Origin of the sequence: Pseudomonas sp. A0308 (assembly GCF_044218815.1) — a bacterium.
Classification (GTDB): Bacteria; Pseudomonadota; Gammaproteobacteria; order Pseudomonadales; family Pseudomonadaceae; genus Aquipseudomonas; species Aquipseudomonas iridis.
In genome coordinates, this window is the sequence record NZ_CP162581.1 from 6093721 (window position 1) to 6107209 (window position 13489).

Sequence of the window (13489 nt, forward strand, 5' to 3'; positions counted from 1 at the left end):
AGTAACCAAAAAGGCTTGCTCCAACGTCCGGCCCGCTCGCTAAAGCTCGGGGTTCCTTCGCTCCGGGATCCATCCACTCAGCCTCCCGACGTCGTCCGTGAATCAAGATCAACAGCGGCAGCCGAGCTTGCGCTCATCCTGTTGAGTGGTGAGGAGCGGAGGCGGTGTGCGCTGCTCTTGCTTTTGCTTTTCTGTGGGAGCTGGCTTGCCAGCGATGGCGGCCTCACAGCCAACCAATTTCAAACAGGCCACACCCAATCCTGATGTAGGAGCTGCCGAAGGCTGCGATCTTTTGATTCTGGTTTTTATTTGGGCTTTGGGAGTACATATCCGTTGCTGCGGTAACGGCTGCTTAGGGTTCCGCCCTTACGGCGGGTCACTTTTTCCAGACGCCCGGAATGCCGGCCCAGAAAAAAGTAACCAAAAAGGCTTGCTCCAACGTCCGGCCCGCTCGCTAAAGCTCGGGGTTCCTTCGCTCCGGAATCCATCCGGGGCATCGATTCCGGTTTGCTTCGCTGCACCTCCTTTCGATGTCCTCCCCGGATGAATCCCTCCACTCAGCCTCCCGACGTCGCCCGTGAATCAAGATCAACAGCGGCAGCCGAGCTTGCGCTCATCCTGTTGAGTGGTGAGGAGCGAAGCGGGTCGGTGTGTTGCTTGCTTTTCTCTGGGAGCCAGCCTGCTCGCGAAGACGGCCTGCCAGCCAACCCATCTTCAGCACATGCACCCAATCCCTGTGGGAGTTGGCTTGCCAACGATAGCGGCCTCACAGCCAACCAATCCCCAACTGACCTCACCCAATCCCACTGTGGGAGCGAGCCTGCTCGCGAAGACGGCCTGCCAGCCACCAGTTTTTTGGCAGGTGCACCCGATCCCAATGTAGGAGCTGCCGAAGGCTGCGATCTTTTGATCTTGCTTCTGAAAAACAAAATCAAAAGATCGCAGCGTTCGGCAGCTCCAGGTATCTCCCGCGGTAACGGGGATAATCTGCAGAGCAGGCGCGTGTTAGTCCAACGGCCCAATCACCTGCCGATATTTCTCCACCCCCTGCGGCGTCTGCCGAGTCAACCGAATCTCCAACCCCGCCGGATCCTCCCGCCGATTACCACTCAACTGCCGCCACCCCTTATCCACCTCCCAAACCCGCACCTGCGCATCGCTAACGTCGTTCAACACCGCAACCCCATTCCCAGGCGCCGGCAACGGATACCGACTCCGCGCCTCAGCCACCGCCCGATACAACGTGCCGCCCTTAACCCACCAGCGAACCCGCTGCAAAGCCCCCGGCTGATCAGCCGCTGTACGAATGATGTCGAGCCGAAACCCCGTACTGTCACTGCTACGCACGGTGAGGGCTGGGGGCGCGGTCGGCGGCTCATCATCCACGCCGACCTTCTTCGGCTCGGTCAACTCAATCCCCGCGCGCATCTCCACATCCCGCTGCAACTGATTCAGCGCCCGCAACAGGCTGTCACTCTGCTCACTGCTGGCCTGCAAATGACTGTCCGCCCGCGTCACACTGTCCAGCCCCCGCCAGGCAATCAAACTCACCACCGCCATCAGCAGAATCGCGACCATCACCTCAATCAGGGTAAAACCTTGTTGGTTTCTCATTGCACACTGATCCGGCCGGCGCCGTCGCGCAGCACGCTGAGGCGATTGAAACCGTCGGACAAAGTCAGTTGCAGCGGCGGATTGATCCACTCGGCGTTGAGCACGACTTTCTGTCTGGGCTCCACGCGCACTTCCAGTTTCGGGCTCTGCCACTGCCGTGGGCGCAATTGCGGGTCCTGCGCGAAATGATCAAACCCCTTGCCACTGTCACTGCGCCGACTAAACCGAAACCCCTTGGCATCACTCACCCACACAATCGGCCGCCCATCGGCGCGGGCCTCGGCCTGCGCCACTTGCAGCAACTGCGCCACACGCTCGGCATCCTTGCGCAGCAACTGCAACGGATCGGGCTTGATACTCAGGCTGATTGCCGCACTGGCGATACCGATGATCACCAGCACCACCATCAACTCGATCAGCGTAAAACCCTGTTGCTTGACCCCGTTCATCGATTGCGCGCTCCTTTGCGTCGGAAGTCATCCTGCACGGCCAACATGTAAGGCGTGTGAAATAAAACGGAGAGAATTGCCGCGTAGGCTGGCAGCAGGGATAAAAAGGAGATTCAACCCATGACCTTCACCGCACGCTTTTCCCCACCCCAAATGGTCCAGGCCCTCGCGCTGCTCGCGGCGCTGGTCGGCGTGGCGACATGGTCGTCGCTGCTACTTACCTCCGCCGAATCACACACCCCGGCAGCGGCCCCGCAATTGCTGGCAGCGCGAAGTGATAGCCCGGCGTTGCAGTGGTTTTCCAATCAAACGGCGCCGGTGGACATCAAGGTGAGCGGCGTGATGGCGGGGAATCGGGGGGCGGTGGCGATACTGAGTTTGAATGACGGGCCGCCGCGTAGTTTTTTGCAGGGGGAGAAGGTTGGGCCTGGGGTGAATTTGGTGGCGGTGGAGGGGGATGGGGTGGTGATTGAGCAGGGTGGGGAATCGGTGCGGTTGGGGGTGGAATCGTTGCCGGAGGGGCCAGTTTTACCAAGGTTGGTGATACCGTAATTAGTGGGGCAAGGTTGGTTGTTTTCGGCGTTTACTTGTGTATGAGTTCACGGGGTTAATACCTTGTGTTTTTTATAGAAAATTTGAAGATGGAAAAAGGCAAAAAACGGAGTTGAGTAAATGGTAAGAACTTACACCCTTAATGCGAGTAATGGCGCCGTTTATAATGAAGTTGATTTCAGGAGAAAAGATTCATCTGAGATATGTCTGAAGTTGCCGAATCAAAGCGTAAAAGATTTTTATTTTAATTGCGGTCGTAAGAAAGGCCGAAGAACTTAACTTCGGCCTGCTCACAGAGTGGACTTTATTCTAATTTATCATGGCAGCTCAAAGTGCTTTTCATCCGGACGCACAGAAGGTACCTCGATATTTGTAACCGTCCTTAGAAATTCCTCCGTTTTCATAATGACGGACATGTCCACGCTGACGAAGCCAAGTGGCACCGCGTGGCCATATGTGGCCTCGACGGGAAGGTGCACTAGAACGACGGCCAGCAAGCCCGGTACTAGTAATATCTCTACAAAACGAGGCAGCTGGCCCGTATTAAGTAGAATGGTTTTTCGAAAAGCCTTGTCGGGAGCTCGATGAGTTTCGTCACGAATTAAAACAGCCGAAATCAGTGGGTCATAGAACTCTGATTTACTAGACAGTAGTTGCGATAATCTATCGATCAGCTGCGGCAGAGTTCTGGTTCTCCCCCAGTGCCAAGTGTAAGGGGCGCGCCAATAAAATTTACTAGGGAGGCTTTCTGTAGGTGTATTAGCAACTCCTAAGGCGAGTCCGTTTAATATTAGGCGCATATTCTTTGCTGTAAAGAGTGGGCCGACTATAGGTATTGTGGTTCTGTTCTTTCGGAAACCTCCTGGTTTTAAAGAGATCACGTCTGTGTAGAATTTTTTTACAGAGATACCCTCTTTTCCAGAGTAGTTAACCATTAAGTTTGGCGCTAGGTTGAGAAGAACTTTATACTGTTCTTTCGCATCCCTCGGCAAGGAGAATCGTAAATCCTCGACAAATCTAGCTGCGGCAGGAGTTATTTTTGCTCTATTATCTAATTCGTCTTCTGATCGCCAGAATGTTAGATCAGGCTCTCCACGAGAGGGCAGAGACTTCTGTGCTTTCACAACTACCGGGACGACAGAAACAAAGCGATCTCCTGGAGATACGTTGTCAATAGAGTAAAGTGATTTTCTGGGGCCTGATTTGAACTCGCGCCGAAAAGCAATTTCACTGAAGTGTTTCTTAAACGAAATAGTAACTTGTTCTGTGCCCTTGCTAGCAATGGTGGGGTCAATGGCAAGTTCTGGTAGTGCCGGGTCGAAATGGTCAATCCAGCCTTTCTCTTGTGGAGCAAACGATATCTGATCGAAGCCGATATCCAATGAGCTATTATCAACATTGAAAATTTGCGGGCTGTCGTTATCAGGAACAAAAAGATTTCGTCCAGCACTAGTTAACCACAATCGTCCTGCATCACGATTGACATAGCCTAAATTCAATGACTCATTCAATAAATAAGTCATCTCAATTGCAGAAAAGTCGAAAAATTTCGCAATTTCAGTTTCGTGGATTCCGTCAATGGAATGGATTAATCGTAGTAAAAATTCAGTCGTTAACGAAGCTTTTCCAGTCTCGGCAACCTTATAGTTTATACGGTAACGTCGGCATGGAAGGAAAACATCATAGACTCCTATTTCAATAGTAGAGACTTCCTTCTCCGGCTCAAAACTATCTGAAATGATATCGTCCATCATAGGCTCTCCTCGCCATTATCTGTTTTTCGACTAGACGAAACATCATTTGTTTGATGCTCGCGTTGTTTCGCAAGAAGGCCTACTGCATTAACGAATGCTCCTTGACCTGTGCTTACCTCTTCGCTGAAGTGCTTTACCAGTTCGGCCATTGGCCCCGCAGGCGCCCATCTACTGCTTGCTCCGACAATGATCAACCAATCCATAGCACGACTGATCGCTACGTTTATTCGATTTGGACGAGACATAAATCCCGGTCTAATTGTAGAGCCTTCATTGTTGCGAGCGCCATCAGCGTTGTTTCGAACAAGTGATAATATGACAATGCGGTTTTCTTTGCCTTGATAACTGTCAACAGTATCGACTTTAAGGGAGTTGAGTAAATCTTCGTTTAAGTTTGCTAGTTGGATTTTATGGCGGATAGCAGCGGCTTGGGCTCCATACGTGCAAATTACTCCGATTGCCGGTTCCACATTTCTTCGCTTGCGCAACCATGCGAGAAAATTTTCATCAGTATTCCATTCGCTGAGTATGCCTACAATAAGATCTATTTCAACTTGGTTGATCAGTGACTTACGCCCTCTGCCAATGTGTTGCTTTTGGTATGAAGACTCGCCCATTTCATCTGTATAAATCCAAGTTAGAGGATGGGAAAATCCTACAGGGATTATCTTTTCTTCTTGTTCTGTCTCAGACCTGCCAGCTTTCAAATCTTTATTATAAAAAGTGTCCGCAACTACTCGACCAATCGAAGGCAGCATTCGGTATTGAACGTTAAGTTTTTGACTGATTTTTGCTCCCAACGGCGTTTCGAACACCTGTTCAAAAGCGCTTTTGACGATATCTTCTGCCGGATAGCCAGTTTGGTCAGCTACCACAGAAACCACTTTTTCCTGACTGCGAGGCTCCAACTGTCGTTGATCTCCTACAAGAACAATCCACCGCCCAGCTTGCATTGGAACGGCTAGCTCACTGGCAGAGCACCGTGCAGCCTCATCGATAATAACGAGATCAAAAGCTGTTGACGTCAGGCCAAGCGATGAACGTCCTAAACCTACACAGGTACCCGCCACGATCTGTCGCGTCCCTGCTAGGAAGGTTTCAAAACTCCGATCCGCAGTTGAAACACTACCAATAATATCTTGAGTCAAACGGGAGACAGATCGAAGCTTATCGATTAAATCAGGAGCACAATGAAACTTTCGTGCTACTGCTGAGTAAATATCATCCATAAAAAAACTGTCAGGCAGAGTTTCGAGTTTTGGAGTAGTAACATCTATATCCAAACCAGATAACAAAGTCTCTACTGTTTGTAGCAAGCTTTTGACTCTAACTAGCACGCCTTCAGGGATGATATCTACAGATAGAGCATTCAATTGCTCGAAAACTGGGCTCAGGGTTGTCTCAATTTGAATAAGAACCGTAGTGACGTCATCTGGCAGACCGATGGAAATGGATGCCGCTTTAAGTCTTTGTTTTAGCGTCGCCCGAAACTTATCCTTATATAGTTGTTCTACTTTCGCTACATGATAAGGCAGAAGCTGCTCGGAAACCTTTTCTTCTTGGCCAATTCGAATAATGCTTGGGGCATCCTCTGTACTAGGGAAAAGTTTTAAAACCGCTTGAGCTGCATTGTTTACAGCCTCGTGAGATTGGCTTGCGATGAGTACGTTTCGCACAATATTCTTTGACAAAGCGTAGTGTACTAAAGCTCCAATCCATCGTGTTTTACCGGTACCGGGCGGCCCTTGAAGAAGGGTCATAGGCCTTATTTGAAAGGCGCGGACTAATGCTTCGGCTTGACGTTGGTTTAGACCATATGTAGCTTGAATTTCTAACTCATCTATTTGGATTATTTGTTCTGTCACAGGCGGTGATACAGCAGGGTCAAAATAATCTATTAGATTCCTGACAACTGATTCACGATTTAGGATGCGTTTAACTGCGGCTTCTCGACGAGTAATGTCGGAAAAATGCAGTTGGCTCTGAAACCGCAATCTTTGGTCCGAGTCCAACAGGTTTCCCATGAATGCGTTTCTGCCGCCATCATCAATATGGATAAATTCGGCACTTGACTTCGATACATCCAGTAAACCCACCCGTCTCCATCTGTTGTCATTACCCATTTTCTCAACAGTTACTTTGTCGTGTCGAGAAAACTCAAATGTTCCACACTCAAGAGTTATTGGTACAGCATGTAGCTTAGTCTCTTTTCTGAAGGTGCTAGGCCCCAGTGTAGTGGCTTCGTTCGTTAAACTAACTTCTACATCAACAAGAGCTCGCCAAAGTTCAGGAGTGCTTGATTTTGTCCTTCCGTTGTTTTTTTCAATAATTTCGGTAACAGCATCCTCGTCTGTGTCTGCTTGAGTTACTTCTCCACTATCCTCTGGGTCTTCATATTCTACAGAAATATCTGACTCATCAACCGCTTGTTCGCCTTCGCTAAATTTACTTGAAATCAATTCAAAAAATGGACTCTCTTTGAAAAGTTCAATAAACTCCGCGTATGAATCTTGTACGCCTCCAACGACTTTAATGGATGCGGAAAATATCCCTTCCTGCATTCGCAAGAGCCGGCGGTGCTCTGCCTGTGGAGCACTTGAACATTTAACTCTGTTCAAGATTTTGTTAGCGAAACTAAAATATAATATATCCGACACGCCTCGGATAAAAAGCTTATTTTTATTGAATCCATAACCAAAGAAACCTTCATCTGGCAAAATTTCGATGGACTTTGACTCAGATAGAGCGATTGACAAACTGCGTTTTGCTTCGGAGCCTTCCGGCCGGAGAATATTAGCCAGAGCATCCCTAAGCGGGAGCAACGTAGCATTTGCTACAATGGTACCGCGACACTCAGAGATAGCACCTCCTAGCGACGCACGTACATTTCCATCTAGGCTGGTAACTGCTAGTAGCTCTTCAACTATCTTCGTGATTGCGAACCTATCGCGCTCTAGAGTACCTCCCAAAGAAGGAGCATACGCAGATGTACTGATTTCTCCATCAGCTTGGCAACTAAAGTCGAGATAATCAATCAGCTTGGGCTCCATATCTTCGCCGTACACCAAGATGTTATCTGGTTTTAAGTCTCCGTGAGCATGCCCTGAATCATGGAGTTTTATAATGCATTCGACCAAGTCAAAAAGGAATTTTATTAGTTTTGCAGCGTCTAGAGTGGCGGGCTCAAGCATCATTATATGAGAGGCTAAATTTGGTGCATCAACATAGTCTTGGATAATGGCAAATGAATCTGACAGCCAGTACGCCTCGCGAAGTTGTACGCATCCTGGCGGGGGTGAGATAGCGAATTGTCTCGCTTTTTCAAGAAAGTCAAGTATACGAGGCTGGTCTATTCCTCCATCGCTCCAAGAAGCTCTTTTCCAGAGTTTTCCGAGAAGTCTCCCTGCATCTTTTTCTGAAATCCATATTGTTTTGAAGTCATTGTCGGTAATAATGATTTCATCAGGAAATTGTCTGAAGAGCTGCCGTTGAGAACTAATTGACTTAAACGTGTCAAGCCTTTTTAGAATTGCTGTACCTGTGTCCAATGGCTTAAGTGCATTATTGAATTCATCTAGAAAAGCTGACGCATCTGCATATCGTGAATTGTCCCAAGCAATGGCGCGTTCTAATACGTGATGAAGATGCTTGAATTGGATTTCGACATCTATAGAAGGGTCCCATTCAGGAGGGTCAGATTTTGGGGGCGTACCCCAGAGTATCAAATGAACTAGTACGCCTAAATGGAAAACATCCTTCTGTTCGGATGTCGACTTAAAGTCGATGATGTCATCAGGCAGACTGGTGTTTGATAGAAACTGATAACGTTTTTCTCCAAGCGACTCAGCTTCCGGATACCTAGCGGTCATTAAGTGCGAAAGTTTTACTTCGCTGGGTAATGCAATCCACACACTGTGCTCACCTATATCAAGATGCGCCGTCTGATAGGAGTGTAGGCAACTGGCCTGATGAATAAGCTGTCTAGCAATCTCTATTCTTTCTTCTGATCTTAAACGGGGGAGTTCACTCCTGGTGAATTCCGAAAGCCGCTTCATTCTCTTACGTAAGTCGTAAACCTCCCAATAGTCTACACTTTTCTCTGGGTCTTCAGCCTTTGGCTGAAGTACAGCATTCGCACAATTCTCACTTCTGTCGTTGAGCCAGCCGATAATACTTCGCTCTCTACCGGCTATTTCGAAACGACCACTCTCCGTTTGAAAGCGAGTATCCGCTTTTGAAAAATCCCAACGTCTCAGAAGTCCTACTGCCTGAGCTGCTGAAACGTCATTTACTATAAACTCTTGAAATATTTCTTGTTTGTGAATGTAATTCGCACTGCTTTGCTCAGTGGCAATATATTCGCCATACCGACGGACGCCATGTTTAAAGTAACCAGAGCTAACGTTGAAAAACTGATTGAGCCATCGTCCCCATTCGACTGAGCAAATCGGAGTTGTTACAAAGTCTGGCGGCACTCCTCCGAAGCGCTCGATTCGTGCGTTAGTGTCTTTAACTGTAGTTACAAACTGCTTGGCGGTGAAGACTGAGTTGATTTCGGTTGGTGCAATCCCGTTTAAGTCATGGCTGCTCGTCAGGATTACTGCTCCATAAAGCCTTGGTGTAAGAAGTTTTGGATAACCTGTGCGCTTGGAGTGTTTCTCCAAGAAGTTAGCTAAAAGAATGTGTGTCTCTCGCGTATTATCTAAAATTTTCTGAACTGGAGATTGTCCATCGAGAGACTTTCCATTTAGTGTCCAACCACCATCGACACTCGCGTATTTTCCATGGCCATCTTTAAGATCAATCAGAAAAATTCTATCTATTGCAAAAACGATTAAGTCTATTTCACGGGCTCCGAGTGGCAACGAGAGAGCTAGGTTCGTGTGGCCAATCCAGTCGTCAGGCAAATGCTTTTGCAAATACGTAATACCAGGGACTTCACGCTGATGAATTCCTTTCCCATGATTGATAATTCTCATTAACTTCCCTTGTCCAGAACTGACTTTAGGCTAAGTTAATCCATATCTGGAAAATGTGCCACCATCAGCTTTTCATCGTAAAGCAATGGTGATAGGTAACAGAATAGCTCCGAATGTCGTAGACACCCGCATGTCTTATGGATGGGGAGAAATGGGTGGCTCGTCGCCACCCCGCGTTCCTCGGAAGAGTTCAAAATCCCGATGCTCAATCAAGCGAGTAGCAAGAAGCTCTCTATTGCTGATATCGCGTCTGCCTTGACGTTTCAGCTAAGCATCGGTAGTGCGAAGGGAATCGCTCGGGGTCAGGAGAGAAGGCTAAGGTTCTGTTTTAATGGAGAATTGGTGCAATGAGACTTCTATAAACGCCAATGTTTAAAACGACATGTCAAGATACTCTCTCAGGCTACACATCCTTGCGCCTTTGCCTACAGCTACGCCAGAATCCGCCGGCTTGTGCGCTTTGGGGGTGGGTTTTATTGTGGTCCGGTCGCTGACGAATCAGCGATCGGGTTTGGTAGCCCGGCTTAGACTTGGCGCATAGCGTCACCCGATACAGGCCTTTTTGGGGCTGTGTATTTATGGTGGCCATGCGCAGGGCGTCTTCGGGCGCGCCGGTTTTCCAAGTCACCGGTCTACCAACCTTCGTATGGCCACCACCCCTTCGTTTGGTAGCGAAAGATGATGGCTCCTTTTCTATGATTTGGAGATTCACTCATGATCAAACCAACACTCAACCCGCCCGAAACCGATCCGGTTTCCCCCTACGAATCCCTCGACTCAAAAAAACTCCACGAAGCCGCTGACCGCGCCCTGGACCATTACCTCTGCCCACCCGGTTCCACGCCGCCGCCACGCAAAACCCGTGGGATGTACGCGGTAACCGCAGACAACAAAAACGAAGAACTGCTGATCGATGCCAGTGAAACACTCGCTTCGGCGCAAACCATCGCGCAGAACGTCGCCAGTCTGTTGCCGGCGTCGCAGCGTCGGGCGTTATTGGGGATTGCGCAGTTGATCATGCTCGGGGAGTTGGCGGTGAATCGGGCGTTGGATAACTTGCAGTTGCCGGAGTGATGCGGGTTTCGGGGCACTTGGTGATTGATCAGGTGTGAGCTCTGGCGCCTTCGCGAGCAGGCTCGCTCCCACCTTTGAGCGTGTTTCAAGGTGGGAGTGCGCTGGCTCTTCAGCCGCGATAAATACCGAGACGATGTACGCGTTTCTGTACCTGCGAGCGGGGTGCTTTCTTTACTTCAATCGACTGCCAGGTTGTCCCGAGCCCACTGTTCCGCCGTGGTGACCTGAATCGACTGCTGCTCGTTGAAAGTCCCCGCTTTAGGCCACGACACGCCTCTGCCTTGGGCAAATACGGCGCGGTATTTTTTGATGTGGTGAGTGGGGTCTTTTTCCAGTTCCTGCATCAGGTGCGGCACCGTCCAGACGTTCCGCGTGAACGGACGCCCCAGCACACGTTCAAGCAGGCTCGCCACCTGCCCATACGTCACCGTGTCGCCAGACAGGTACACGATCTCATTGCGAAAGCGCGGTTCGAAGAAAACGATTTCTGCTGTCAGCTTGCCGATGTCCTCCGGTGTTGTGAGCGTCACGCTGGTTTCGAGGCTGCCCAAGGCGTTGACGGTGTCGTTCTCAAAATCGACGACCTCAAATACCGGCTCGAACAGAAAGCTCGTGAACATGCCGGTCGAGATGATCACCCATTCGGTTTTGTCCTGGGCGCGTAGCAACTCGCGCACGTCGAGTTGCGCATCGAACAAATCCTGCGGGCTGCCCCGGCCAATCACTTCGAAATCGACGCCAAACTGCCAGGGGAAGTAGCGCTTCACGCCGGACCTGAGCGCGGCTGTTGCCAGTTTCATCGGCGTTTCCCGACCCGCGACCATGCCTGCGCAGCCTATGACGGTGTCGAATGCTGCGAACACTTCGGCCAGTTGATCGATGGAATCGTTAACCAGGTCTGCGGCGACTAGCTGAATGCCCAGGCCGCGCAGTTCATCGATTTCGCGCTTTTTCTCAGGGATTTGCGTGTTGATGGTCGAATCCCTGAGCAGGACGCTGATGGTGCTGCCGGGCGAGTGCCTTGCTACCCGCGCAAGATTGCGCAGAACCGGCAGGCCGAGTTCGCCGGCGCCAAGTACGAGAATGGATTGGGGGGAAGGGTGGGTCGATTCGGTCATGGTGTCTCCTGAATCCGTCGTCTGTATGATTTGGTGATGCTGGCACGATTGGGCAGCGCTCAGAAGAAGGCACACGCGTGATACCAGGGGGACAAATGACCGATGAGGAAACCCTTAGCCAGGCAGAAGCGATCTGCCAGACGCTAAGACGAGACGATGATGGCGTGCGGCGCGAGGTCCTGGCTCACGCCGGTAGCCGCTGGTCACTGGGGATTCTGCATGCTCTCGGTGTGTACGGCACGATGCGTCATGCCGAGATCAAACGGCAGATGACGGGCGTGACTCAGCGCATGTTGACCAAAACGCTCCGTGCGCTGGAACGCGATGGTCTGCTGATACGGCGAGAGTTGGATCAAGTGCCGCCCCATGTCGAGTACGAGCTGACGCCTTTGGGTATGGAGCTATTGGTCCGTATGTCGCCCATTTGGACGTGGGTGGTGGAACACGTCGAGGATTTTCGCGAGGCGCGTCGTGCGTTTGATAGCCAGAGTGGGAAAAAGCCTTCGTGGCAAATTCCGGTGGTGGGGCTGGGCGATTCAGAAGGGGTGGATTGAGTAGAGTTGGTTCGGTTTGGACCATTGCGCAGGACGTCGCGATTATGGTGTCGGTGTTGCGGTGTCGGGCGTTGTTGGGGATTGCGCAGTTGATCATGCTCGGGGAGCTGGCGGTGAATCGGGCGTTGGATAATTTGCAATTGCCGGGGTGATGCGCGTATCGGTATCACCTGGTGATTGATTGGGTGTCCGTCCTGGCGCCTTCGCGGGTAAGCCCGCTCCCACAGGGTTTTGGGTTGGTCAGGGATGTTGTGTCTGGCTGTGAAATCTTTGAGAGCTGGGCTGGCAGTGATGGTGATGGCATATGTGCTGCTTCTGCTGCCTGAGATATCTGTGTAGGAGCTGCCGAAGGCTGCGATCTTTTGATTTTGATCCTGAAAAACAAGATCAAAAGATCGCAGCCTGCGGCAGTTCCTACAGGGGGTGGGCGAGTAGGGTTTCGAGTTTTGCCAGTGGTGGCGCGTCCTGGTTGCGGTCAAATACTTGAATCCCGACCTTGAGCAACCGCCCATTCTGCGCCGCACCAATCACCTGCTCACACCGCAGCAACAGCCGCCCCTGATCACATTCAACGGCCTTCATCCCCACCGGTAACCGACCTTCCAACCGCAACTCCGCGATCCGACTCTGCCCCGCAATCAGCGCAATCGATCGATCCCGCAACACCCCATTGCTCTGCGTCATCAACCCCGCCACGCGCACAGCCGCCGACATCGCCACGGCAATAATCGCCAGCGCCACCAGCACTTCGATCAGGGTAAATCCGCTTTCTCGGGAAGGCGTACGCATGGAGGGCTCAAAGCGAAAACACAGCCCTCGACGCTAACCCCCGTCCTTGACGGCTTGACGACGAAAACTCCCGAGGATTTTCAACATCCCTGACATATCTTCTTGCAACACTGCGCGTCGAATCGAATCAAGCCAAGGAATGTCGAGATGGATATCGCACAGTTCAAACCGCTTAAGCAGTCGCCGCGTATGCCACGTGGGCAGCAGGGTTTTACCCTGATCGAGATCATGGTGGTTGTGGTGATTCTCGGGATTCTCGCGGCGATGGTGGTGCCTAAAGTGCTTGATCGCCCGGATCAGGCGCGGGCGACGGCGGCGAAGCAGGACATTGGCGGTTTGATGCAGGCGCTCAAGCTGTATCGCCTCGACCACGGCACTTATCCGAGCATGAACCAGGGTTTGAAAGTGCTGGTGGAGCGCCCGGCGGATGCGAAGAACAGTAACTGGCGTTCGTACCTTGAGCGCTTGCCCAACGATCCGTGGGGCCGTCCGTATCAGTACCTCAATCCCGGTGCCAACGGTGAAATCGACATCTTCTCGCTCGGTGCCGACGGGCAGCCTGACGGCGACGGCGTGAATGCCGACATTGGTTCCTGGCAGCTGTAA

At 51.0% G+C, this 13489-nt stretch carries 10 protein-coding genes and 1 pseudogene; 5 read left to right on the forward strand and 6 right to left on the reverse strand.

The window, feature by feature from the left end; all coding sequences use genetic code 11:
* Window positions 1-1005 precede the first annotated feature (1005 nt).
* Window positions 1006-1614 (reverse strand): prepilin-type N-terminal cleavage/methylation domain-containing protein, encoded by a 609-nt coding sequence (locus AB4P92_RS28190; protein ID WP_395598522.1) that lies wholly within the window; start codon window positions 1612-1614, stop codon window positions 1006-1008.
* Window positions 1611-2063, reverse strand: a complete 453-nt coding sequence (gene gspH / locus AB4P92_RS28195) for a type II secretion system minor pseudopilin GspH (protein WP_042559404.1) — start codon at window positions 2061-2063, stop codon at window positions 1611-1613. The genes AB4P92_RS28190 and gspH overlap by 4 nt, the downstream gene beginning before the upstream one ends.
* Before the next feature lie 120 nt (window positions 2064-2183).
* Here gspH and AB4P92_RS28200 point away from each other — a divergent pair, with 120 nt between their 5' ends.
* Window positions 2184-2615, forward strand: coding sequence for a type II secretion system protein N (locus tag AB4P92_RS28200; RefSeq protein ID WP_395598523.1), 432 nt, complete (start codon window positions 2184-2186; stop codon window positions 2613-2615).
* Window positions 2616-2932: 317 nt separating this feature from the next.
* Here the strand turns inward: AB4P92_RS28200 and AB4P92_RS28205 are convergent, their stop codons facing one another.
* On the reverse strand, window positions 2933-4369 hold the full coding sequence (locus tag AB4P92_RS28205; RefSeq protein WP_395598524.1) for a hypothetical protein: 1437 nt from the start codon (window positions 4367-4369) through the stop codon (window positions 2933-2935).
* Window positions 4366-9348 carry an AAA domain-containing protein gene (locus AB4P92_RS28210; protein ID WP_395598525.1) on the reverse strand — a complete coding sequence of 1661 codons (4983 nt, stop codon included), beginning with the start codon at window positions 9346-9348 and terminating at the stop codon, window positions 4366-4368. Before AB4P92_RS28210 ends, AB4P92_RS28205 begins: the two co-directional genes overlap by 4 nt.
* Before the next feature lie 714 nt (window positions 9349-10062).
* Here AB4P92_RS28210 and AB4P92_RS28215 point away from each other — a divergent pair.
* On the forward strand, window positions 10063-10422 hold the full coding sequence (locus tag AB4P92_RS28215) for a DUF6124 family protein (protein WP_395598526.1): 360 nt from the start codon (window positions 10063-10065) through the stop codon (window positions 10420-10422).
* A 176-nt stretch (window positions 10423-10598) separates the two neighbouring features.
* Here AB4P92_RS28215 and AB4P92_RS28220 read toward each other — a convergent pair whose 3' ends face one another.
* Window positions 10599-11540 (reverse strand): aromatic alcohol reductase, encoded by a 942-nt coding sequence (locus tag AB4P92_RS28220; protein WP_395599713.1) that lies wholly within the window; start codon window positions 11538-11540, stop codon window positions 10599-10601.
* 95 nt (window positions 11541-11635) lie between these two features.
* On the opposite strand from AB4P92_RS28220, the gene AB4P92_RS28225 reads away from it, so the two are divergent.
* Entirely contained in the window at window positions 11636-12094 is a 459-nt protein-coding gene (locus AB4P92_RS28225; protein WP_395598527.1) for a winged helix-turn-helix transcriptional regulator, read from the forward strand.
* 5 nt (window positions 12095-12099) lie between these two features.
* Window positions 12100-12246 (forward strand): annotated as a pseudogene (locus AB4P92_RS28230) (DUF6124 family protein); the annotation flags it as partial.
* 262 nt (window positions 12247-12508) lie between these two features.
* Here AB4P92_RS28230 and gspI read toward each other — a convergent pair.
* The gene (gspI, locus tag AB4P92_RS28235) at window positions 12509-12883 is read right to left on the reverse strand and encodes a type II secretion system minor pseudopilin GspI (RefSeq protein WP_395598528.1); all 375 of its coding nucleotides are present in this window, start codon (window positions 12881-12883) and stop codon (window positions 12509-12511) included.
* A 147-nt stretch (window positions 12884-13030) separates the two neighbouring features.
* Here gspI and gspG point away from each other — a divergent pair, with 147 nt between their 5' ends.
* Window positions 13031-13489 (forward strand): type II secretion system major pseudopilin GspG, encoded by a 459-nt coding sequence (gene gspG, locus AB4P92_RS28240; protein ID WP_042559465.1) that lies wholly within the window; start codon window positions 13031-13033, stop codon window positions 13487-13489.